Origin of the sequence: Thermonema lapsum (assembly GCF_011761635.1) — a bacterium.
Classification (GTDB): Bacteria; Bacteroidota; Bacteroidia; order Cytophagales; family Thermonemataceae; genus Thermonema; species Thermonema lapsum.
On sequence record NZ_JAASRN010000002.1, the window covers coordinates 334047 to 356593 of the forward strand.

General features: G+C 48.7%; 19 protein-coding genes. 6 read left to right on the forward strand and 13 right to left on the reverse strand.

Features of this window, described 5'->3' with window-relative positions; genetic code table 11:
- Positions 1-12: 12 nt before the first annotated feature.
- From FHS56_RS06790 to FHS56_RS06810, 5 genes are all read right to left on the reverse strand, one after another.
- Positions 13-1047, reverse strand: coding sequence for a quinone-dependent dihydroorotate dehydrogenase (locus FHS56_RS06790; RefSeq protein WP_166919143.1), 1035 nt, complete (start codon positions 1045-1047; stop codon positions 13-15).
- A 9-nt stretch (positions 1048-1056) separates the two neighbouring features.
- A complete protein-coding gene (locus tag FHS56_RS06795; RefSeq protein ID WP_166919144.1) occupies positions 1057-2709 on the reverse strand; it encodes an ArnT family glycosyltransferase in 1653 nt (550 codons plus the stop codon).
- Entirely contained in the window at positions 2706-3476 is a 771-nt protein-coding gene (locus FHS56_RS06800) for a glycosyltransferase family 2 protein (protein WP_166920158.1), read from the reverse strand. The genes FHS56_RS06795 and FHS56_RS06800 overlap by 4 nt, the downstream gene beginning before the upstream one ends.
- Positions 3477-3955: 479 nt before the next feature.
- Positions 3956-4810 (reverse strand): GLPGLI family protein, encoded by an 855-nt coding sequence (locus tag FHS56_RS06805; protein WP_166919145.1) that lies wholly within the window; start codon positions 4808-4810, stop codon positions 3956-3958.
- Between the two features lie 35 nt (positions 4811-4845).
- The gene (locus FHS56_RS06810) at positions 4846-7608 is read right to left on the reverse strand and encodes a carboxypeptidase-like regulatory domain-containing protein (protein WP_166919146.1); all 2763 of its coding nucleotides are present in this window, start codon (positions 7606-7608) and stop codon (positions 4846-4848) included.
- A gap of 182 nt (positions 7609-7790) precedes the next feature.
- On the opposite strand from FHS56_RS06810, the gene FHS56_RS11990 reads away from it, so the two are divergent.
- Positions 7791-7922 carry a hypothetical protein gene (locus FHS56_RS11990; RefSeq protein ID WP_262886445.1) on the forward strand — a complete coding sequence of 44 codons (132 nt, stop codon included), beginning with the start codon at positions 7791-7793 and terminating at the stop codon, positions 7920-7922.
- A 40-nt stretch (positions 7923-7962) separates the two neighbouring features.
- On the opposite strand, the gene FHS56_RS06815 is transcribed toward FHS56_RS11990, so the two are convergent.
- Positions 7963-8388 carry a hypothetical protein gene (locus tag FHS56_RS06815; RefSeq protein WP_166919147.1) on the reverse strand — a complete coding sequence of 142 codons (426 nt, stop codon included), beginning with the start codon at positions 8386-8388 and terminating at the stop codon, positions 7963-7965.
- 262 nt (positions 8389-8650) lie between these two features.
- Here FHS56_RS06815 and FHS56_RS06820 point away from each other — a divergent pair, with 262 nt between their 5' ends.
- A complete protein-coding gene (locus tag FHS56_RS06820) occupies positions 8651-9667 on the forward strand; it encodes a helix-turn-helix transcriptional regulator (protein WP_243844176.1) in 1017 nt (338 codons plus the stop codon).
- A gap of 20 nt (positions 9668-9687) precedes the next feature.
- Positions 9688-10482 carry a tryptophan synthase subunit alpha gene (gene trpA / locus FHS56_RS06825; RefSeq protein WP_166919148.1) on the forward strand — a complete coding sequence of 265 codons (795 nt, stop codon included), beginning with the start codon at positions 9688-9690 and terminating at the stop codon, positions 10480-10482.
- A 110-nt stretch (positions 10483-10592) separates the two neighbouring features.
- Here trpA and FHS56_RS06830 read toward each other — a convergent pair whose 3' ends face one another.
- The 5 genes from FHS56_RS06830 to ung form a co-directional block, all read right to left on the reverse strand.
- On the reverse strand, positions 10593-11195 hold the full coding sequence (locus tag FHS56_RS06830; RefSeq protein WP_166919149.1) for a DUF5606 family protein: 603 nt from the start codon (positions 11193-11195) through the stop codon (positions 10593-10595).
- A gap of 111 nt (positions 11196-11306) precedes the next feature.
- Positions 11307-13514: a GAF domain-containing protein gene (locus tag FHS56_RS06835; RefSeq protein WP_166919150.1), complete on the reverse strand. Its 2208-nt coding sequence runs from the start codon at positions 13512-13514 to the stop codon at positions 11307-11309.
- Between the two features lie 13 nt (positions 13515-13527).
- Entirely contained in the window at positions 13528-14055 is a 528-nt protein-coding gene (locus tag FHS56_RS06840) for a hypothetical protein (protein WP_166919151.1), read from the reverse strand.
- 96 nt (positions 14056-14151) lie between these two features.
- The gene (locus FHS56_RS06845; protein ID WP_208409645.1) at positions 14152-14928 is read right to left on the reverse strand and encodes an enoyl-CoA hydratase/isomerase family protein; all 777 of its coding nucleotides are present in this window, start codon (positions 14926-14928) and stop codon (positions 14152-14154) included.
- A gap of 65 nt (positions 14929-14993) precedes the next feature.
- Positions 14994-15650: a uracil-DNA glycosylase gene (ung, locus tag FHS56_RS06850; protein ID WP_166920164.1), complete on the reverse strand. Its 657-nt coding sequence runs from the start codon at positions 15648-15650 to the stop codon at positions 14994-14996.
- Positions 15651-15865: 215 nt separating this feature from the next.
- Here ung and FHS56_RS06855 point away from each other — a divergent pair, with 215 nt between their 5' ends.
- Both FHS56_RS06855 and acnA read left to right on the forward strand, forming a co-directional pair.
- Positions 15866-16162, forward strand: coding sequence for an SCP2 sterol-binding domain-containing protein (locus FHS56_RS06855; RefSeq protein ID WP_166919152.1), 297 nt, complete (start codon positions 15866-15868; stop codon positions 16160-16162).
- 177 nt (positions 16163-16339) lie between these two features.
- Positions 16340-19132, forward strand: a complete 2793-nt coding sequence (gene acnA, locus FHS56_RS06860) for an aconitate hydratase (RefSeq protein WP_166919153.1) — start codon at positions 16340-16342, stop codon at positions 19130-19132.
- A gap of 108 nt (positions 19133-19240) precedes the next feature.
- Here acnA and FHS56_RS06865 read toward each other — a convergent pair whose 3' ends face one another.
- Entirely contained in the window at positions 19241-19906 is a 666-nt protein-coding gene (locus FHS56_RS06865; RefSeq protein ID WP_166919154.1) for an NUDIX hydrolase, read from the reverse strand.
- Positions 19906-21345, reverse strand: a complete 1440-nt coding sequence (gene asnS, locus FHS56_RS06870) for an asparagine--tRNA ligase (protein WP_166919155.1) — start codon at positions 21343-21345, stop codon at positions 19906-19908. The genes FHS56_RS06865 and asnS overlap by 1 nt, the downstream gene beginning before the upstream one ends.
- 234 nt (positions 21346-21579) lie before the next feature.
- On the opposite strand from asnS, the gene FHS56_RS06875 reads away from it, so the two are divergent.
- A complete protein-coding gene (locus tag FHS56_RS06875) occupies positions 21580-22515 on the forward strand; it encodes a helix-turn-helix transcriptional regulator (protein ID WP_166919156.1) in 936 nt (311 codons plus the stop codon).
- Positions 22516-22547: the final 32 nt, after the last annotated feature.

Below are 22547 nucleotides of genomic sequence, written 5' to 3' on the forward strand. Positions count from 1 at the left end.
AACGAAATCCTTTCAATTTTCTTCACGAAGCAGCTGTTTGAGGCTACGCTTCACCAAAGCCGGACCAGCATAAACAAAGCCAGTATAAAGCTGCACAAGGTCGGCACCCGAACGCAAGCGGCGGCATACGTCGGCGGGTTCCATGAGCCCCCCCACCGAAACAATAGGAAAGCCATTGCCCGCATATTTTCGTAGCAGCTGCAGCACTTCACAGGAGCGCCCTTTCAAAGGCGCGCCACTTAAACCTCCTGCCCCGAGGGTCTCTACTTCCTCTTGTGGCGTACGCAGCCCTTGCCTGTCAATGGTGGTGTTGGTGGCTATGATGCCGGCAATGCCCGTTTGTTTGACTATCTCAATCACATCTTTCAGTTGTTCTTCATTCAAGTCAGGAGATATCTTCAATAAGATGGGTTTAGGCTGCGGCTTAGCCACATTGCGACGCTGTAGCTCCCCCAAGAGTTGTTTCAAGGGCTCTCTTTCTTGTAGTTCCCGCAGGTTGGGTGTGTTAGGCGAGCTCACATTTACCACAAAGTAATCTACATAATCAAAAAGCTTTTCAAAGCACATTACGTAGTCTTCGGCAGCACGTTCGTTGGGGGTGTTTTTGTTTTTGCCTATGTTGCCGCCTATTACTATGTTCGATTTACGTTTTTTCAGACGCTCCACGATGGCATCTACCCCATCGTTGTTGAAGCCCATGCGGTTGATGAGGGCTCGGTCGCTCACAAGGCGGAAAAGACGGGGACGGGGATTGCCCGCCTGTGGGCGTGGCGTAACGGTGCCTATCTCTACAAAACCAAAACCAAAGTATTCCCATACATCCAGCAGAAGGGCGTTTTTATCGAAGCCTGCCGCCAAGCCTATGGGATTGCGAAAACGAATGCCCCAATATGCACGTTCCAAACGCGGGTCTTCTACCACAAAAAGCCTCTTACACAAGGATTTGACAAAGGGCAGACGCATCAACAGGCGCAAACAGACAAAGGTAAAATGGTGTGCCTGCTCGGCAGGCAGTAAGAAAAGCAAACGGCGAACCAGTGAATACATCCCTTCGCTTTATTTTTTAGGTTCTCGAACAAAAAAAGCAAAACCGCCTTTTTCACCTATTAGTTTCACATCGGCATAAGGTGCCATGCGGTCTTTTTGATTGGCTTTTACCACAAAGTAAGCAGGCTTGTCTATGTCTGCCTGCAACAACCACAACTCGTCTTTGCTTTTGGGATTGGCTTGTGGTTGCATGCGGGCATAGAAATAGTGGGCATAGCTCTTAAAGCCTACCGGGCGCACATACACGTCCTTTCCTTGCAGGCTTTTGTAAAACTCAATAGCCGGTCGCTGAGAATAGGCTTCTATCTTGGGCACTATTACCACCAAGTAGCCCATCAGACACACTGCCGTAGCATAGCAAAGCCACAGCAAGCCGGCACGCAGGCGGTGTTGCCATATCCAGTAGATACCCACCGATGCCAACACCACATAAAGCAAGCCCATGAGGAACTCCCAGCCCCCCCAGGGCACCTCCACCTGCAAACAAGCCACCGCAAAGGGGTCTTTGATAAAAGCGTAGAACGACTCCTTGAAATAAGCAAAAAGCGGCAATGCCGTAAGCAAGAGCCCAAACACAGTGCCTACTACCAGCAATAGCCGGCGCACATAGAGAGGCAAGGGCGCTTGCTCTTCCATGTGCCAATAGACCACATATGCTGCCAAAAAGGAAAGCGGGAAATAAGCAAGTGAAGAATAATGCACAATTTTGGTTTTCACCAAAGTAAATACAATCATGACCACCCAAAAGAGCCCCAACATCCAACGGCGCAGATGCAAGGGGTCGGGGTGCTGTTCTTGCTTGCCAAAAGCGGGCAGTGCCAACACAGACATAGGGAAACAGCCCAAGAATACAACCACAAAATGATAGAAAAAGGGCTGTTCATGCCCTGCATCGGGGGTGGTCAGCAGGCGTATGTGATAGCGAATAAACTCTTCGATGAACCAAGTGCCGTGCTGAATCAACTCCAGCCCGTACCAAGCAAAGGAAGTAACAAAAGCAGCAAAGGCAAAGGCGAATACATCTATGAAACGTGCTACGCGACGAAAACCATGCCACGCCCAAAAAACCAAGAAACTAAGCCCTACCATCAACAACCCCACAGGTCCTTTGGTAAGGATAGCCATGCCGGTAAATGCTCCTGCCACCGTAGCCCACTTCAAAGCGAAGGGCGTTTTGTAAGCCGCCACGGCACGCGCCAGCCCATATACTCCCAAAAAAATAAAATAGTTGAACACGGGGTCTATGATGGCTGACTTAAAGTAGAAATGCGGCAAAAAAGAGCCCAAGTAACACAAGCCCCAGATAAAACCAAAGCGACCGTCATAGTGGCGTTTGCCAATGAAATAAAAAGTAAGCAAGGTAATCACCCCAAAAACGGCATTGGGAAAGCGGGCTGCCCATTCGTTCACGCCAAAGACCTTCATACTGAGCACCTGCAACCAAAAGAAAAAGGGCGGCTTTTCCCAAAAAGGTTCAAAGTTGATTTGTACACGCGTATAATTGCCTGTAACCAGCATTTCCCGCGCCGACTCGGCAAAGTTAATTTCGTCCCAGTCGAACAGGTGTACTTTCCCCAAGAAGGGAAAGAAAAAGACCATCCCGGAAAGCATCAAGATGAGCCAATGGTAGGGATAGTCTTTATCGAAGATGCGCTTTATCATGGCTTTTGTTTTGTTGTGGATGGGTTGTTTTGAAGCAGTTTCCAAGACCATATACCCCAACGATGCAAGCGATAACGCAACGACACGCGCAACACACCCAAACCATAAATCACGCTCCGCTTGAAATTGATAGAAGAAGCCTCTTCAAAATAGCGCGTGGGGCAGGTTACTTCGGCGATTTCATAACCCGCGTTGAATATCTGTGCTATGATTTCGTTGTCAAAAATGAAATCGTCAGAGTTTTGTTCGAAGTCGATGCTGCGCAGCACCTGTGCCGAGAATGCCCGGTAGCCCGTGTGGTATTCCGACAGCTTTTGGTTCAGCAATAAGTTCTGAAAGAGCGTAAGCGCACGGTTGGCTATGTATTTATACACAGGCATGCCGCCCTTCAAAGCTCCTTTGCCCAAAATACGCGACGCAAATACTACCGGATACACCTCCTCGCCTATGATAGACACCATGGCAGTAATCAGCTTGGGCGTGTATTGATAATCGGGATGCAGCATTACTACAATGTCGGCACCCAGCTCAAGGGCGGTTTTATAGCAGGTCTTTTGGTTACCGCCATAGCCTTTATTCTGCTCGTGCCGTATCACATGACGAATACCCAGCTTGCGTGCCAAATCAAAGGTATCGTCCGAGCTGGCGTCATCGACCAATATCACTTCATCGACAATATCGAAAGGGATTTCCCGATAGGTTCTTTCTAAAGTACGGGCTGCGTTGTAAGCAGGCAAAACAACAGCTACTTTCTTTCCTGAATACATGTTTGTTGAATGGTTTTGGCACACAAATATAAAAGCATTTCGGGGCACTACCAATTGGGTAAACAAAAAGCCGGATGCAGCAAGCTGCACACCGGCGGTCAAGGGCAAACCGTCGAAGTTATATAAGCAGGCAGCATAGAAGTCTTTTTGGTCAGGTCGCACCTACGCTTTTTTGACCTTAAAGCAAAACAAAAGAAGAGTACAATACCCTGATGAACTTAAACCAAGCACTTGAAAAACATAGGGCTTCACAGTATTTTGAAGCTTAGACACCCCCAACATTACAGCCAAAGCATTTTTATTTCAATTTTCAAAAAATCAGCCCATGCAAGCATATTCTCAAGAGCGCCCAATCCAAGAGCGAGCGACTTGGTCATGTCAGGCACAAGGTGCTAAAAGGCAGCAAGAAAATCGAGCAGGATATTGAAAAGGAGCACAATAAAACTTGCGCTCCTTTTCAACACAGAAAACACTGAAGGCTACTTCCAATAATCAAGCTCCCGCCACACTTTGGAAGCTTCTTGCAAGGTAAAGGGCGAAGAAGCCTCTTTCACCATCCTCCGTTTGCGGTTTTCCTCTTCTATCCGCTTTTTCAAAAAATCTTTACGCGTCGCGTAATATGAAGCATGCTTTATTTTTTGCTTAACCTGTGCCACCCTTTCTTTCAACTGCGCCTCTTGCAGGTATTCGACCCCCACCAATTGAAAGACCAAGCGTCTATTCTGCTCGTACGCTTCCAATACCAAGCCCGGAAGCCCCCTAAGCTTCCATGGACCATAGGCATAAGGTATGGAAGGTGCATACCATACTACATATTGCCGTCCCCGGAAAGTCCCCGTTGCCTTCTTACAATCGACACCCGATATGTTGCGCTTTTCTGCCGGCTGAGGTGCCCACTCTATTTTCAAGGCATCGCAATTTTCTTGATAGCCCATAGAACTACTTGCCACCCACTCCCAAGCTTCATTCCCGCCATGGCATTCATTGTAAAAGTAGTACTCCCATGCATCCAAACGAAACGGCATATTTTGAGCGTTGATAGTCACTTTGCCTTCATCAGATGCTCCTTCCATTTGTTTGATTATCCACTGCATAGTCTCCTCTTCGGAAGCAGGCTCGGCTTTTTCCACATAAAACGAAGCGTTTTGGTCAAAATACAAGTCTGCATACCACGCATTTTTCTGTGTAGCTTCGGGAAAATGCAGGCTGTCTTTCCACCGCCAGTCTTCAATTACCAAATAGCGGACATGTGTGAGCTGTGCACGGGCAGTAGTGCAAAGGAAACAAAACCAAAGACTACACCAATACAAGATTGTTTTTTGTTTTGCATTCATATCTTTTCTGAATTTAAGGTAGCACTTTTCTTTGTTTACCAAGACAAACGACACCCCAGCAGCACATAGCGTGGCAGCAAAGCAAAGTTTTGCGTGCTGTTCGACACATCGTTTGAGTTATTGATTTGAAACAGCTGTTGGTTGGTGAGGTTATAGGCTCGTATGAATATAGGGAAACGTCTCTTATGGTGCCAATCGACCGAAAGCTCTGTATCGAGGAAATGATAGGTTTGCCTCTGAGCGGGCAAATAAAGCAGCTGGTTTTTAATACTCCACTGAAGGCGCTGTTCCCAAAAGCGCAGAGAAAAATTCAAACGGGTATCGAAGTATCGGTTTTCAAAAGAGAGACGATTGGTTGCTTCTTCCACCGAAGTAAGATTTTGTATCATCGCCACGCTCAAAGTATAGTTAAACCATCCAAAAAAGCGGGATTCTATTTTAGCAACCGGCTGCCATGTGTTCACCACGAACCGCCGCTCCCCCACGCCTATGCCTTCGTTCAAGCTGCTTGTGCGTGATGCATCGAGTCGCAGCTGTATTTTAGAATAAATAAAGAACAAGGGGAAATCCCATGCGACGCTTTGCCCCAGTGTGCTGATGTTGCCTACCCAGAAGCTTTGAGTGTAATCGAGCAGTGGTGCCAATCGAAAGCGGATAGAAGTCGCCGGGACATTATGGGTATAGTACACCTCCCACTGCAAGGAAGAAGCAAAGCTATGGTTAAGCCTGAAACCAAGCTGTACATTGTGGCTTTGCAGAACTACCAAGCTATCGGCTCCGGTGTTGATACGGTCGAAGTTTTGAAAAAAAAGCATGTTGTGCACCGTACGCAAATCGGGCAAGCGGGTGCTGTAGTTGTAAGTAAGCGACCAAGTAGAAGCCGTCTCCTTCTCTTTTTTCTCATATGTGAGTCCGGTGGTAGCGTTAACCAACCAATACGAAGGATTTTCTGCTGCATCTGCCTGCCTGCGCGTTACGTCTGCATAGCTAAGGTGCAAGTTACTTACCCAAAGTAAGGGTTTGGTAAGGGCGTAATGGTGCTGTAAAGATACGCCCCCCTCTTGCACTTTTAAGCGCTGCGGGCTACCGAAACCCTCAGGCACAAACTGCTCATTGTTGTTGCCGCCTACGATGGTGCTTCCCTGCAGGCGCTCCTGTCGCCCCGCATAATGCAGGGCATACTCCCAGTAGCTGCGTGGGCTTAGGCGATACACTCCCTGCAAGTGCGCCCCCCAACGTTCAAAATAACTGTTCACCTCTTGTTGTAAGCCATTGGCAGGGAAGTTCAAAGAAAAAAAAGCAGAATAACGGTCTGTTAACATATCGGCGTTCAATGCCTCACGCAAGGAATCGGCATGATAGTAAGCAGAGACCACCCAGGCATGCTGCCCACTCCACCGCTTGATAAACTTTATTTCATGGTCCTGTGCGAAATAGTATCGCCGTTGTGCTTGCAGCAGGCGGTCGCTCAGCACCGCATCTATAAACGTGCGGTTGTTTTGAGAAAAAGGGCGGTTGTCGTATTGCCACACATTATTCAATTCTACATTCGCCGATTGACTTAACTCTATAAACTGTCTCAGGCGTAGCCCTCCCATCCATTCTTGCAGCTGCTCGGCACGCTCATAAGCACGCGTAAAGGCAACTCCGCCCGTCTCGTAACGATAATTTTCGCTGTAAGCCTGCCGCACCCGGTCTTCGTAATACAGCACAGTAGCCGTAGTCTTCCATTGTTCCATAGGGCGGAATATCAGTGTATTCAATGACTTCAAGCCGTTGTTGAACAAGCTGCGTTGCTGCTGCATGGCTCCCGGCAATTGAAGATAGAAATCGTTGAGATAGCCATTGCGCACATCTCCAAAGTGAAAGGGGTTGCCGCCAAAAGGGTCAAAACTGTAACGCCCCATCAGGTCATCACCCGTGTTGTTGTGCTTGTTCAGGCTCACCAGCTTATTCACCCGCTGTTTTTCTTTGACTTCTTCGGGGCTTTGACCTTTCGCCCATAGGTATAGCAAAGAAGAAGACAGTTCGCGATACCAAGTGCCTGACTCACCACTCAGCTCGGCACCAGAGGCAAGGCTGACAGAGCCTATGAACTTGCTAAAACGGTTCTTCTTTACTTTTAAGTTCAAAATCAGCTCGTTGCTTTTCTTCAAGCCACGCAGCGCAGGATTGTCTTCGTAGTGGTCCACGAAGTGAAACTCCTCTAACAAATCGGCAGATAGATTGCGAGTAAGCAGGCTATAGTTTGAACCGGTGAGGTCGTCGTCTTCGAGCATCACCTTCGATACCCTCTTACCACGAAAGTAAATGACCCCATCTTTATTTACTTCTACCCCGGGCAAGCGCTTCAAGGCATCTTCCACATTGCGTTCGTTGCCTTGCAAGAAGTCATCTGCTTTGTAGATGGTGCTGTCGCCATTTTCTTTGATTTCATATCGCTGCCCTTTGATGACTACCTGCTCTATGTTCATCTCAAAAGGCTGCAACACGATATTACCCAGACGAAGCAGCGAAGTTTCCTGTTTGTCAATGTTGAGGCGTTTTTCTTGGAAGCCCAGTGCCTCTATAATCAAAATGGCAGGCAGCGGATAGTTGCCCGCCATACGGAAATACCCCTTCTCGTCTGTAACTTGCTGAGCATGCAGCTGTAAGCTACTATCGACCAAAGACACAAAAGCCGAAGCTACGGGGCGTTGCAGGCTGTCGCGCACCCACCCTTCCAGAACCAGCTGCTGCGCCTGCCCTACCAACGCATAAAAGCAAAAGAGCGCTGAAAGGCAAATGCTGCCTTTCACCCTGTTTATGTTCTTGATTATGCAATCATTTCGCTTCAACAGAAACATTACCACACAAATTATGAAAGTGCTTGTTTTTGTAGCTACGTATAAAACTCTGGAGCAAAAAGCATATTTCACTTTGAAGCTGCCCTGCGCAGGGCGTCTTCCTTTGCTTTTAGATGTGTCAAAATAAAAAAACCATGCGAACAGCAAAGCACAAAGCACATCACTCGTTCCGCTCGCCAGGCGGTGCCCCCGCTTCACTGAATGCACCGACCACAGCAGCCACTCAAAACCAAACACCTCTTGCTGTTCTACAAGCAGCCCCCTAAGACATGCTAAACCTTAGGGGGCTATCGACTATTTCGGTTTTTAATCTGCCAACTCAGGTGGACAAGCGATAGTCACTGCTACCCATGTTCCACCCACATACCCAATAGTTACGCAACCACCTGTTTTTTCTATATATTTTTTCACACACAGGGCAAAATCGATAGCATTCCTATCTCTACATACTGCCTTTCCTTCCTCTGCCTGGCTTTCCAACTCAGCCAGTGCAAAACCAACCACAAAGCCATCTTCTTCTATTGCGTATTGCGGTTTGCCTTGTTGGAAGCCAATGAACATCACTTTGCTCTCGCCCAGTGTTTCCAACACTTCCGCTATTTGCATAGCAGAGGCATCTGGCGAGTCAGCCGGTGCAACGTGCTCTTGTTGATTGCATGCATACAGCAAAAACATGCTGCCCAAAATTACTACTAAGAAAGTTACTACATGATTTAGACGTACCTTTTTCATCTTCTTCTAGTGGTTTAAATTACAATTATCATCCCCATTCACACCATGGGACAGGTGCCCTTTCCGGGAAACGGAAATGGTCGTTGAACTGCGCAGCGGAAAGCTTTCCTTTATCAACAACCGACATGCAAAGCAAAAAAAAAAAAAGAATCAATACTTACGATGTGTTTTTTTTTACTAAAAGTACACAAGTCGACATTTCTTTGCGGCAGCATTTTCAAAAAGTCGCCTGTCTGGTTATATTTGTGAAAGACCTGTTAAGATGATGACCTTAGTAAGTCAAAACATACGCTACTTACGCCGTCTGCATGGCTATACCCAAGAGCGTCTTGCTCAAGCCATAGGCATCAAGCGCTCACTGCTGGCAGCTTATGAAGACGGGCGTGCAGCGCCCAACTTAAAGAATCTGGTGCGCTTTGCCCGTCTTTTTGACATCAGTGTGGATGAGCTCATCACCATAGATTTGGCAAAAGTGAAACATGCGGCAAGTGTGGTGCCCGAAGGCATCCCCAAAGAGGATACGCCTACTACTCCTCTTTTTGAAGAAGATGAAGAAGAAGAGCCTACAGAAGCAGAGGATGAAGCGCAATGGATAGAAGAAGACAGTGATGAAGACGAATTCCACAGCAGCAGCGCCCCCTCTGCCAAGCGTGCAAATAAAGAGCACAGCAGTAAATATTTGTTTGACGACGAGCCGGAAGAAGACAACCCGCCTTTTGAGAAAAGAAACAAGCCTTCTTCTAAAAGCCACAGCGAGCGTTATCCTACCTTAGACGAGCTGTTCAAAGAGAGTCCGGTCAGCACCTCTGCCGACATACCGCTGGTGCGCAGCCGTCAGCTGCCCGACTATCTCGCCTATTTCGATGACAACGACTTTGTACAGGCGCTACCCAAAATACAAATCAGCCTGCTGGACAGGGGCAAGCAATACCGTGCCTTTGAAAGCACCGAAGAGATGGGCTTTAAGAACGCATTGTTTGTGGGCGAGTATGTACGCAACTGGTACCGACTACAAGACCAAAGCCCCTGTCTGCTGCTTACGCAGCGCCATGGCTTGATTTACGGACGCATAGAAAACCGACTGCGCGACAAAGGATACCTGCTCATGCTGGATGGCGAATGGGAAGGCATGCGTTTCAACTTACGCGAGTTATTCGAGGTGTGGCAGGTAGTGCTGTTCGTCAGCCGCGAGGTGCCCATGCCTACCACACAAAGCGAGGAACTAAGAGATATGTGTTTGAGCCTTCAAAAACAACTGCAACGCTTTTTGAAAAAATAAACCAAAACATCAACACAGCTATGAATCGCCTGAAAGAAGTGTTTTTAAAAAAGCAAGGCAACTTGCTGAATGTATATTTTACAGCCGGTTATCCGACACTGAACAGTACCCGCCCGCTGTTAGATGCCCTGCAACACGCAGGGGCAGATATGATAGAGATAGGCATGCCTTTTTCCGACCCCTTAGCCGACGGTCCAATAATACAAGCCAGCAGCACCCGCGCACTCAACAATGGTATGACCATAGCCCTGCTATTTGAACAGCTTGCCGGCATGCGTGAGCACATACAGCTGCCTGTTTTATTGATGGGATATCTTAACCCCGTCATGCAGTATGGTATAGAGCGTTTTTGTGCCGATTGCGAAAAAGTAGGCATTGACGGACTGATTTTACCCGACCTGCCCCTTGATGAGTATGAGCGCGAGTTCAAAACGCTGTTTGAAAAACATCACTTGGCAGCGGTTTTTTTGGTTACTCCCCAAACCCCCGAAGCACGCATACGCAAAATAGATGAGTTAAGCACGGCTTTCATTTACTTAGTATCGAGTGCCAGCACTACTGGCACCAAAGACGCCGCCCAAAGCCAAACCCAAGCCTATTTGCAACGAGTCGCTTCTATGGGACTGAAATCGCCTACGATGGTGGGCTTTGGCATCAAAGACAAAGCCGGTTTTGAACTGGCTTGCCGCTATACGCAAGGTGCCATTGTGGGTTCGGCTTTCATCGAAGCACTCGACGGGGCACAAGAAAAAGACTTTCCGGCACTGTGTAAAAGCTTTGTCGCTCGATTCAAATCGCCAGTGTCAGCCACTTAATATGGTATTGAGCAGAAGGCTTTGTTCTTTCAAAGCTGGTCTTCTGTTTTACAGGCACAACAAAAGGAAGGGGTAGTCCTTCCTTTTGTCTTTCTGTTTTTAATGCCGTTTTATTCTTCGTTTCCTTCCGATTTATTTTTTACAGTGCGTTTGCGGGTAGCTTTTTTCTTGGGCTGTGCTTCTTCGGCTAACGCTTCTTCTGCTGCGGGTTCGTCCGCTTTAGCAGCCTTTGCCTTGTTGGTGCTGCGCTTGCGCTTGGGCTTTTCTTCGTTTTCCTCTGAGTTCTCTTCTTCTTGGGCACTTTCTTGTTTCGGGCGCTCCAACACCGAAGGAACTTCTTTCAAGAGTATTTCGTACCATTTCAGCAACTTGCGCACGTCGGAAGCAAAGACACGCTCGCGGCTATACTGCGGCAGCACCTCGGCAAAGAAAGCCATTACTTCTTCGTCACTGCTTTCTTTGTGATGCACAGGCAGTTGTGCTCCGTATTTCTCTTTCATGGTATAAAGAACCTCTACCAAAGGATAAGCTCCTTCAGCGTCATCGGTGTAGAAAGTAATCTCTTGTAAAATAGCTACCTTGGCAGATGCCCCCAAAGGCAATTTCTTCTTTTGGGCATCAAGGCTTTCCACCAAAATACCATTACGCATGGGCTTCAACACACGGTAAAGCCCGGGTTTTCCGGTTACGCAAGCAATTTCTTTTAACTCCATAGAATTCTTGTCTGTTATGGCTTTACGTTTAATGAGCTCACAAATTTAATAATAAAACGCAGAGTAGATGTTTCTTACTCTGCGTTTTTGGTAAAGAGCCAGTAAAAAAGCTCATATGCGAATGGCATCATCGTTATCGGTGCTGTCGTCATCAATAAAGGTGATGTTTATATTTTCTTCTTCGCCCACAGGCACTTCATTGAACAAGAAAACATACACTATTTTCGTATCGATTTCCAGCTTGCCTGCCATCATCTGTACAGGATGCATCTTGCCTTCCGAATCAATCACTTTGCCCGTAACATTTTGAGTAAAGGACTTGTAATTCAGCTGAAAACGACGATGCCGCAGGTCTATGATGTTGTTGTAATTGGTTTCTATGAGAATATCTACGGGTTGTCCTTCCAGCTCTGTGCGGCGGTAGCCAAAGCGCTTCAACACATAGCGGTTCACTTTGGTAATGATGAAACGCTCGTTGGTCAAAATGATGCCCTCGTAGATACGATTGATGATGCTGCGGTAAATATGCGCTTCTTCGGCAATGGCATTGAGCTTTTTCTCGAGCTCGCGTATCCATTGGTCGTATTGTTGTACCTTCACTTCCAGCTCCTTCTCTTTGTTCTTGAGCTCTTCGGCGTATTTGCGCGAAGCTTCCAGCAGTTTGGCGTTGCGCTCGTTGGCACGCACTGCGGCTATGGTGGAAGCAATACGACTCGACAAACGCTCTATAAAATCAATCTTATCTTCTTCTATCAAACGAATCGATGCCAACTCTATCACCCCTACGATGCCGGTGGTATCACTTTGCAGCGGTACGACCAGTACATGCTTGGGTTTGCCTTCAATCAACGAGCCGGTAATTACTTTGGGATAATCCTCGGGGATGTCGGTCAGACTTATTTTATCCCCTTCGCGCCAAGCCGCCCCTACGATGCCTTCTCCCCAAGCCACTTTTTTCTTGAGGTATTTGGGGCGTCCGTAGGCATAGCTGGCTTTGAGCTCCAGGTAAGGCGGCTCCTCATCGTCTTCTACAATGAAGAGGGCGCCCATCTGACATTCGGTATACTCTACCAAAGTAGAAATGATTTCATACGACTGACGCTCGAGGTCGTTGTAATTGGAACGCAATATCTCGCCAAAGATAGCCAAGCCTTCGGCAGCCCATTTGCGCTTGGCTTCTTCCCGTATGTATTCTGCCAGTTTTTCGTCGCGCGTTTTGGTTTCTTCCACGCTTGCTTTCAGCTTGGTAACCATAACGCTGAAATTTCTGGCTATATCGCCTACTTCGGTTTCATCGTCAAATTCAGCCAGTGCTTGCGCGGCTTCTTCGTTGTTGATGTTTTCTGTAACAGCGGTGGTGAGCTTGTTGAGACGACCGATAGGACGCGCCACAGCATAGTGCTGATAGAGCGCCACGCCAACCCCCACCAGCAAGAGTATCAACAGAACAGAGGCAAAAATAAGTTTGGCACGCCACCACAAGGTATCTATATGACGAGCCGTGCTTTCGGCAAGCAAACGGCTGTCATTATGTAGTTGTATCATATGTTGCTTGGCTTCGGCACGCAAACCGCTGTCTTCGTTCAGCCCTATTTGTTTTTCCAAAGCCACAACCCTATTGAAAGCCTGCAAATAGTCGTTGAGGTGGTCTTTAACAGTAAGGCGCAACACCGGGCTCATAGATGCTGGAAGAGCGGCTTCCAACTCCTGTGCTGCTTTTTCCACCCTGCGTATCAAACGGGCGTCTTTCTTCAAGAAGAAGTCTTTTTCATAGCGGCGCATCTTTTCAAAAAGTGGCAAAGCAAGGGTGTCCTGCTTTTTCAAAATCAAGTTGAGCTTACGTGCGGCAATATGCATTTGCCCCATCGCACCACTTGCAACATACCCCCTTTCTTTGACGCGTTCCTGCAAGCGTACAAAGGTCTTGTCAAACGCTCGCCACTCTTTGGTCATTCTTTCCAGCAGAGAATCCACGCCCAACTCTACTGCCATACGCTCATGATACACCCCCTCTTGTTGAGCCAAGCGGGCAAGCAATTGGTTGCCTTCTTGCTTTACCTTTTCGTATTCAAAAAGCACACGGCTTTTGCCGGTCTCCATGTAGTGTTCGTTGCGCTGCTCTACTTCTAAAAAGGTTTGCAAGAGTGCATAAGCCCTGTGCACCTGTGCATTCAACTGCTCGCTTTCGCTACGGTAATTGTCATATTGTGCAATATATCGCACATAGAAGAAGGCAGCACCCCCCACTGCCATGCCCAAAAGCAAGAGCAGCGACGCACTTAGCCATAACTTGGAACGAATATGCCTAAATTTCCACATAAACTGCTTCGTTTTATTCTATTTCCTCTTCGAAGCTATAAAAGTCGGGGTCCAAGGATACCGACTGTTTCTGATATGCCTTCACAAACCAATTGATGGTAGAGGCATCGATAGCTTCCTTATTTAAGTATACGTCGATTTCTTCCAAGCAGTTCTCTTCATCACGATAAACTTCCACAGTTTCCTGCACTTTCACTTCTCCTTCCTCGATAAGCTCCTGCACTATCTCTTCATACAGTGCCTGCGCTTTGGCTTGCATGGCTTCGGGCAGCTCATGCACTGTTTCCCATCCTTGCCAAGCAGGCAAGAGGGCTTTCAAGCGCATGCCGGCTTCTTCGTGCAGCTCATAGTGGTAGAGGGTAGCCAAAGTATGAATCACAGCATCACAAAGCCATTGTTTGCCTTCTCCATCATACCGCAAAAAAAGCACATGGGCGTAGAGCCCGTCATCTTCCGGCTCAAACTCGGGATGAAAAATCCACGCTTTTTCTCCGGTTTTCAGCGGTTCCAACCAACGTGCATCTATTTTATTTGCTTCCATTCAATTTGTCTTGTAACGAGTTGAAATTTAGGCATTTTACAAACAAACTCCAAATCTACGATTTTGCATGCGAAAGCCCAAGTGGCTATTTGAAGACTACCACTCCAAAGTTTTTTTTTCAAGAAAAGCAGCAATGCCGCGGCGGCAATCTTCGGTTTCGCGTGCCATAGCATTCATTTGTGCGGCATACTGCAAACCCTGCTCGAGGGTACGTTCCTGTATTTCGGCAATGATGCGCTTGCTCAGTTCCATCGAAGACGCCGAGTTTTGGGCACACAACTGTGCAGCATAGGCTTTTACTTCGGCTTCGAGACGGTCTGCTTCCACAAGCCGGTGCACCAGCCCTATGCTCAAAGCTTCTTCGGCGTCAATCAGACGCCCCGACAGCAGCAGCTCTTTTGCCCGTCCCTCTCCTATCTTGCGCAACAGGAACAAGGAAACGATAGCCGGAATAAAACCTATTTTCACCTCGGTATATCCGAACTTGGCTTCGGGCACGGCAAAAGCAACATCACAGACCGTAACCAAACCGCAGCCACCGGCAATGGCATGTCCCTGTATTTGAGCAATGACCACTTTCTTCAGTGTGTAAATCTTATGAAACAACTCTTTCAGGCGCGAGGAGTCCGCCAAATTTTCTTCGTAATTGTTTTTTTGCAATTGCTGTAAATAGGCAAGGTCGGCACCTGCACAAAAGACGCTTCCTTTTGCACGCAAAACCACCACTTTCACTTGTCCGTCTGCTTCGGCACGGCGGAAAGCGTCGTGCAACGCCTCTACTATCTCATCATTCAAGGCATTGCGTTTGTCGGGGCGGTTCAAGGTGATATAGGCAACGCGCTCCGACACTTCATAAAGAACCACATTTTCCATTGTTATCTTTTTTTAAAATTCTACATAACAAGATAAACACAAACAGAATGGCAAATGAAAGGTTTTCACCAAACAATCGCTTCCTTTCCGTGTGCTTGCAAATAGGCATTGGCTTTGCTGAAATGGCGACATCCCCGAAAGCCCCGTGCCAAGGGCGAAGGATGTGGCGCCTCCAGTACCAAATGCTTGGTTGAGTCTATCACCTTGCCTTTTTCTTGGGCATAGCGCCCCCACAACAGAAATACCAGATGTTCTTTTTGCTGTGAAAGTGCCCGTATAGCTGCATCGGTAAATTGTTCCCATCCTTTGCCGCGATGTGAACCGGCTTCACGCGCCCGCACCGTCAAGATGGCATTGAGCAACAAAACGCCCTGCCGCGCCCAGCGCTCCAGATTGCCCGAGGCAGGCGGCGGCGTCCCCACGTCTTCCTGCACTTCGGCAAATATATTGTGCAATGAAGGCGGGATGGGCACCCCATCGTTGACCGAAAACGCCAAACCATGCGCTTGTCCCGGTCCATGGTAGGGGTCTTGCCCTATGATGACCACCTTGGTATGATGGAAAGGACAGACTTCAAAAGCCCGAAATATCTGTCTGCCGGGCGGATATACCGTATGTTTTTGATATTCTTCTTTTACAAATTGCACCAAATCATGAAAATAGGGCTTGCTGAATTCTTCTTTGAGTACCTCTTTCCAAGAAGGTTCTATTTTGACATCTATGGTTTGCACAACTGTGTGTGTTTTTTTAGGGTCATACATGTATCCTGCAAGAGTCAAAAATAAAAAAGCAGACGCACTACCACCAAAGCCCGCTCAGCGGCTCAAAAAATTGGAAACAAACATTGACAATAAAGACAAAATTTTGAACAAAATATTGAATTAATGATAAAATTTCGCTTTTTTTGAATGCTTCAAAACTGAAAACAAAAACAACCATGAGTTTAAGCACACTGACCGAACGCATGCAAACCCTCGTAGGCGACAACAGCTCACTGGGGGCTACCATCAAGTTTGTAACCGACGCCGGCGTGGTATATGTGGATGCCACCACCACCCCGCCTCAAGTACACAACGAAGACAAAGAAGCCGAATGCGTGGTAGAACTCTCTGCCGAAGACGCACAAAAGCTGCTGGATGGCGACCTCAACCCCATGAGCGCCTTCATGATGGGCAAGCTAAAAGTAAAAGGCAACATGGGCGTTGCCATGAAGTTCATGCAAATTGTTTCCTAAAGCCGTATGGCTTCTACCCCATACGTTTAGTATGCATTCCTAACTTCAACCGCTGCATAACCACAGCGGTTTTTTTAATGTTTTCTTAACAGAAAATTGCTTCTCTTCTAAGAATTTTTATTTTTGTTTTTGCTATTGCAGTAGCTTGAATGAACAATTATTAAAAAAATGAACCCTATGGACTTACAAAAGTTATCCCAAGAAGTAAGTCGTTCTCTCGAATCGGGCGGCAAAAAGTATAATTATTACTCGCTGCCCGCAGTAGAAGAGAAAGGCTTTTCTGTACGTCGTTTGCCCTACTCCATTCGCATATTGCTGGAAAATGCCCTGCGCAACTTCGACAACTTCGGCATTACTACCGAACACCTCGACACCTTACTTCACTGGCACCCCTCGGGCAGCGACAAGGAAATTCCTTACAAGCCGGCACGCGTTTTAATGCAGGACTTCACCGGTGTGCCCGCAGTAGTAGATTTGGCTTCTTTGCGCTCCGAGATGCAGCGCAAAGGCAAAGACCCGAAGAAAATCAATCCGCTCATTCCCGTAGATTTGGTCATAGACCACTCCATTCAGGTGGAATATTTCGGTACGAGCTATGCCTTCCGCCGCAATGTAGAACTGGAATATGAGCGCAACAAAGAACGCTATCAGTTGCTCAAATGGGCACAAAAGGCTTTTAAAAACTTCTCTGTAGTGCCTCCCGGCATGGGCATCTGCCACCAAGTGAACCTCGAATACCTCGCCAAAGGGGTGATGGAAAAAGAGGGGGTGCTTTTCCCCGACACGCTGGTAGGCACCGACTCCCACACGCCCATGGTCAACGGCATTGGTGTGCTGGGCTGGGGGGTAGGCGGTATCGAGGCAGAAGCCGCGCTGCTGGGGCAACCTATTTATTTCCTCACGCCGCAGGTCATCGGTCTGAAGCTCACTGGCGAATTGCCGGCAGGCACCACCGCTACCGACTTGGTGTTGACCATCACCCACTTGCTGCGCAAATATGGGGTTGTAGGCAAGTTTGTAGAAGTATTTGGCGACGGACTGGACAAGCTCACCGTGCCCGACCGCGCAACCATCTCCAATATGTCGCCTGAATTTGGGTGTACCGTTACCTTCTTCCCCGTAGATGAGCGCACCCTCGACTATATGGCGCTCACCGGGCGCCCCGAAGAATGGATTCGCGTGGTAGAAGACTACTGCAAAGCCAATGCCCTGTGGCGCAATAGCCAAGACCCAATAGAATATTCGCACGTGCTGGAACTGGACTTGGGCAGCGTACAGCCCACCGTTTCGGGTCCGAAGCGCCCGCAAGACAAGATTCTGGTAAAAGACTTGAAAGAAAGCTTCAAAAAGCTGCTCAAAGAAGAGCATCAACGCGACTACATAGAGCCAGAAGCGCGTCAAGAGAATGTATGGCTCAACGAGGGGGGCAGCCAAACTGCTTTTAGCGAGCAGGCACAAAACCGTTCGACAGATGCCGAAGTAATCGTGGAAGAAGTAAAAAACAAACAACGCACGGTGCGTGTCCGCCTCAACCATGAAGAGTATTTGTTGAGCGACGGCGCCATAGTCATCGCTGCCATCACCTCGTGCACCAACACCTCTAACCCAAGTGTGATGTTAGGGGCAGGTTTGGTCGCCAAAAAAGCCATTGAGCGCGGCTTAAGTGTAAAGCCTTGGGTAAAAACCAGCTTGGCGCCCGGCTCTAAGGTGGTTACCGACTACTTGGAACGTTCTGGCTTGCTTGAAGAGTTAGAAGCTCTGCGTTTTCATGTAGTAGGCTACGGCTGCACCTCTTGCATCGGCAACAGTGGTCCGCTGCCCGCCCCCATCGCCGAAGCCATAGAAAAGCATCAATTGATTGCTGCCAGCGTGCTGTCGGGCAACCGCAATTTTGAGGCGCGGGTACATCCGCAGGTAAAAATGAACTTCCTTGCTTCGCCCATGCTGGTAGTTGCCTATGCTATTGCCGGTCGCGTAGACATAGACCTTCTCAATGAACCCTTAGGTTATGACCCCAACCTCGAACCGGTCTATTTAAAAGACATATGGCCCACACAGGAAGAAATATTCGAGGTGATGCAGAAGGTCATCGCACCGGAAGACTTCCGCAGAAACTACACGCAGATATTCGAAGGCGACGACTTGTGGCAATCGCTGCCGGCACCTTCGGGCGAGATTTATCAATGGGACGAGCAGTCTACTTACATCCAAGAGGCGCCCTTCTTCACGAACCTGCCAGAAAAGCCTGAGCCCATCAAGCCGCTGGAAGGCGCCCGCGTCCTGTTGTATTTGGGCGACAGCGTTACCACCGACCACATATCGCCTGCCGGTTCGTTTAAGCCCGACTCTCCTGCTGGCAAGTACCTGATAGCCAAAGGTGTGCAGCCCAAAGACTTCAATAGCTACGGTGCGCGCCGTGGCAACCACGAAGTGATGATGCGCGGCACTTTTGCCAACGTGCGTATCAAAAACAAGCTGGCAAAACGTGAGGGCGGTTACACCACCTACCTGCCTACAGGCGAAGAAATGACCGTCTTCGAGGCGGCAATGAAATACCAAGCAGACGGCACCCCGCTGCTGATACTGGCAGGCAAGGAATATGGTAGTGGCTCCTCGCGCGACTGGGCTGCCAAAGGGACCTACCTGCTGGGCATCCGGGCAGTGATTGCCGAAAGCTATGAACGCATTCACCGCAGCAATCTGATTGGTATGGGGGTGCTTCCGCTTCAATTCAAAGAGGGCGAATCGGCGGCAAGCTTAGGTCTCGATGGCACCGAAATATTCAGTATCGAAGGCATAGATGACAACATCAAACCGCAGGCGGTTTTACACGTGAAAGCGCAAAAAAGCAATGGCAACACTGTAACCTTTGATGTGATTTGCCGCCTCGACTCAGCAATAGAAGTGGAATATTACCGCCATAAAGGCATATTGAACTACGTGCTGCGGCAATTCTTGCAAGAGGCGTAAACACCTGCCAAGCCCCTCAACCTGAGGGGCTTTTTTATTTCCACAAGCACAAGAGCCGAAAGTCTGAACAACAAGCAACAGAAAGCTTCGAAGGAAGGAAAGAAAGACTTAGGCACCAGAAGAAACAATTTGCCTCCATACCTGCAAGAACTCATTCAGTATCATGGCTGTGGCTCCCCATATGATGTGCTCTCCCACACGAAAACAAGGGATGTGATATTCTTGGTCTTTCCAAAGACGTACATGCACGTCACGGCAGCGCTCAAACTCATGCAACGGGATTTCGAGTGTAGCGGCTACTTCGGTAGGTTCTGGCTCAAAAACAGGGGCATAGTCTATGACTGCCACCTGTGGATACACCATAAAGTTGCTGGGTGGAATATACAAAGGACTCAGGCTTCCGACGACCTGTGGCGGGCTTAGCGTTACTCCTATTTCTTCGGCTGTTTCGCGCAAGGCAGTATCCACATAGTCGGCGTCGGTGTCATCTACTTTGCCGCCGGGAAAGGCTATTTGCCCACTGTGGACGCCGGGATATTTCTGGCGCACGATGAAAGGTATGTGCCAAACAGCCTGTTTAGGATACAACAGCAATAGCACTGCGCCAAGGCGAGCACCGGGTGGCGGAGGCAAGTCGCGGGGTTCCTTGTCGGGGAAACGCTGCGGCGGTGCCATGCCTATATGAGCACGCCACCCCGGGAGCGGGGCGCGCAGTGCCTGCCACAATTGCTCTTTTAGCTGTCCGGGGGGCGGTTGTGGGGACTGGTAATGCATTAGAATTCGGCGTTACCGGGTGTACGGGGGAAAGGAATCACGTCGCGTATGTTGCCCATGCCAGTAATGAACTGCACGAAGCGTTCCAGCCCCAAGCCAAAGCCACTGTGGGGCACGCTGCCAAAGCGGCGGGTATCCAGATACCACCACATCTCTTCGGTAGAGATGCCTACTTCTTCCATACGGCGTTTGAGCTTGTCGTAGTCTTCTTCACGCTGCGAACCCCCGATGATTTCTCCAATACCGGGAAAGAGCACATCCATAGCGCGGACGGTCTTGCCGTCGTCGTTTTGTTTCATGTAAAAAGCCTTGATTTCCTTGGGGTAATCGGTCAAAATTACGGGCTTTTTGAAATGCTTTTCCACCAAATAGCGCTCGTGCTCTGCCTGCAGGTCAATCCCCCAAGAAACGGGGAACTGAAATTGGTTTTTCTTCTGCGGCTTCGACTGCAGCAACAGCTCGATGGCTTCGGTGTAACTGAGACGCTCGAAAGCATTTTCTACTACGAAATTCAGCTTTTCGATGAGCGGCATGGGGCTGCGTTCGCTTTCCTTCTTGCTCTTTTCTTCGTCGAGCAGGCGTTTTTCCAAGAAAGCCAAGTCGTCGGCACAATGCTCAAGCACATGGCGGATGACGTACTTCACAAAACGCTCAGCCAAGTCCATGTTGTCGTGGATGTCATAAAAGGCGGCTTCGGGCTCTATCATCCAGAATTCTGCCAAGTGGCGTGTGGTGTTTGAGTTTTCGGCACGGAAGGTAGGACCAAAAGTGTACACACGCCCTAAACCCAACGCCATCAATTCGGCTTCGAGCTGCCCAGACACTGTCAGGTTGGTCGGACGTTCGAAGAAATCTTCTTTGAAGTTCACCTCTCCCTCTTGGGTCAAGGGCGGATTTTTGAGGTCGAGGGTCGTAACACGAAACATAGCCCCCGCGCCTTCGGCATCGGAAGCGGTGATGATGGGTGAGTGTACATAGAAGAAGCCTTCTTCATGGAAAAACTTGTGGATGGCATAGGATACATGATGACGGACGCGAAACACAGCGCCAAAAGTAGCCGTACGTGCCCGCAGATGGGCGTTTTCGCGCACAAACTCCAAAGAGTGTTTTTTGGGCTGTAAAGGATATTTTTCCGGGTCAGCTGGTCCCAACACTTCTACTTCTTGGGCTTGCACCTCCACTGCCTGCCCACTGCCCTGCGAAGGCACCAGCTTGCCCAAGACACGCACCGACGCCCCAGTGTGCACCTCTTTCAGCTGTTCTTCGGATATCTGGTTGAGGTCTACTACCACCTGTATGTTGTGAATGGTAGAGCCGTCGTTTACGGTAATGAAAGCTACTTGCTTGCTGCCCCTACGATTGCGCACCCAGCCCAGTACTTCTACCGTTTGTTCTTGCGGCGCAGTAGTCAACAGTTCCTTGATGGTTGGTTTTGCCATAGTGTATGTACGCGTTTAATTGGGTATGGTCGATATAGTTTTTTCTGTCAGGGGCTTAAAGTTAGTGCTTTTTGAAGAAACACAAGCAAGGGCAGCAACCGGCTTTTGCCTCATGGACTTGCTTCGGTCAACAAGCTTGTAAAAAAATTGCCATATTTTGGAAAATCGCTATTTTGTAGTACATACAGGGCACACTGCTGCCCACTACTACGTATAAAACAAAGGTTTACTTCCATGAGTGACAAGAGTCGCCCCCGTGCGCGCGTGTTGCGCCTGCTGTTGCTGCTTATTCAAAGCCCCTATGCCTACACGCTCAAAGAGCTGGCAAAGCATATGGGGGTAAATGTGCGCACCATCAAGCGCGATTTGGAAGAAATCCGCAATGCCGGTTTTGTCATCGATTACGACAGCAAATACCGCTATGCGCTGCGCACCGAAGAGAAGGGCAAAGAACTCCAAGACCTGCTGTATTTTTCTATCGAAGAACAGCAGATGCTCTACCTTGCCATCGACAACCTGCCCTTACAAGAGCACAGAGCGCGACGCCTGCGCCAAAAGCTGGGCTCACTCTACGACTTCCACAAGCTGGGCTTGCTGGCTTATCCCAAGCCTTTTTTGACCAAGATAGAGCACCTGGCAGAAGCAAAAAAGCAAAAGCGGCAGGTGCTGCTAAAAAACTACCGTTCGGTCAACTCCAACGAAACGAAAGACCGTCGGGTAGAGGTATTCGAGCTGCGGGCAGCCGAAGACCTGTGTTTTGCCTATGACCTGCACCACCAAAGCAACCGTATTTTCCGCCCTTCACGCTGTGGCGAGGTGGTAGTGCTCAATGAATCATGGCAATACGAACATAAACACCGCCCCCTGCCTACCGACCCTTTCCTCATCGTAGATGAGCTGCAAGTGCCGGTGGATATCCGCCTGAAAACGGGTGGCTATAACCTGCTCATAGAGCAGTTTCCGATTTGCGCCCAATATTGTGAAAAGATAGATGCCGAAAGCTATGCCTTCCGTTGCAAGGTAAACCACCAGTTCATCGGGCTGAGTAATTTTCTCTTGGGCAATCACGAGCAAGTCATCGCTATTGTGGAGCCCGCCGAGCTGGTCGAGCACTTGCGGTCGCGACTTCAAAAAATGGTCTTTCTGACAAAAAGTGAAAAATTTTCCTGAGGAGGGACAGTTTTTGTCATACCTCCGGTAGT

What these genes read in the sequence shown, in the direction of transcription:
- FHS56_RS06865 (WP_166919154.1), bottom strand. Translation starts at nt 19,906, where the DNA reads ATGCATTACCAGTCCCCACAACCGCCCCCCGGACAGCTAAAAGAGCAA.
- FHS56_RS06800 (WP_166920158.1), bottom strand. Translation starts at nt 3,476, where the DNA reads ATGTATTCAGGAAAGAAAGTAGCTGTTGTTTTGCCTGCTTACAACGCA.
- FHS56_RS06820 (WP_243844176.1), top strand. Translation starts at nt 8,651, where the DNA reads ATGATGACCTTAGTAAGTCAAAACATACGCTACTTACGCCGTCTGCAT.
- FHS56_RS06875 (WP_166919156.1), top strand. Translation starts at nt 21,580, where the DNA reads ATGAGTGACAAGAGTCGCCCCCGTGCGCGCGTGTTGCGCCTGCTGTTG.
- FHS56_RS06795 (WP_166919144.1), bottom strand. Translation starts at nt 2,709, where the DNA reads ATGATAAAGCGCATCTTCGATAAAGACTATCCCTACCATTGGCTCATC.
- FHS56_RS06855 (WP_166919152.1), top strand. Translation starts at nt 15,866, where the DNA reads ATGAGTTTAAGCACACTGACCGAACGCATGCAAACCCTCGTAGGCGAC.
- acnA (WP_166919153.1), top strand. Translation starts at nt 16,340, where the DNA reads ATGGACTTACAAAAGTTATCCCAAGAAGTAAGTCGTTCTCTCGAATCG.
- FHS56_RS06845 (WP_208409645.1), bottom strand. Translation starts at nt 14,928, where the DNA reads ATGGAAAATGTGGTTCTTTATGAAGTGTCGGAGCGCGTTGCCTATATC.
- FHS56_RS06790 (WP_166919143.1), bottom strand. Translation starts at nt 1,047, where the DNA reads ATGTATTCACTGGTTCGCCGTTTGCTTTTCTTACTGCCTGCCGAGCAG.
- FHS56_RS06835 (WP_166919150.1), bottom strand. Translation starts at nt 13,514, where the DNA reads ATGTGGAAATTTAGGCATATTCGTTCCAAGTTATGGCTAAGTGCGTCG.
- trpA (WP_166919148.1), top strand. Translation starts at nt 9,688, where the DNA reads ATGAATCGCCTGAAAGAAGTGTTTTTAAAAAAGCAAGGCAACTTGCTG.
- asnS (WP_166919155.1), bottom strand. Translation starts at nt 21,345, where the DNA reads ATGGCAAAACCAACCATCAAGGAACTGTTGACTACTGCGCCGCAAGAA.
- FHS56_RS06815 (WP_166919147.1), bottom strand. Translation starts at nt 8,388, where the DNA reads ATGAAAAAGGTACGTCTAAATCATGTAGTAACTTTCTTAGTAGTAATT.
- FHS56_RS06805 (WP_166919145.1), bottom strand. Translation starts at nt 4,810, where the DNA reads ATGAATGCAAAACAAAAAACAATCTTGTATTGGTGTAGTCTTTGGTTT.
- FHS56_RS06830 (WP_166919149.1), bottom strand. Translation starts at nt 11,195, where the DNA reads ATGGAGTTAAAAGAAATTGCTTGCGTAACCGGAAAACCCGGGCTTTAC.
- FHS56_RS06840 (WP_166919151.1), bottom strand. Translation starts at nt 14,055, where the DNA reads ATGGAAGCAAATAAAATAGATGCACGTTGGTTGGAACCGCTGAAAACC.
- FHS56_RS11990 (WP_262886445.1), top strand. Translation starts at nt 7,791, where the DNA reads ATGCGAACAGCAAAGCACAAAGCACATCACTCGTTCCGCTCGCCAGGC.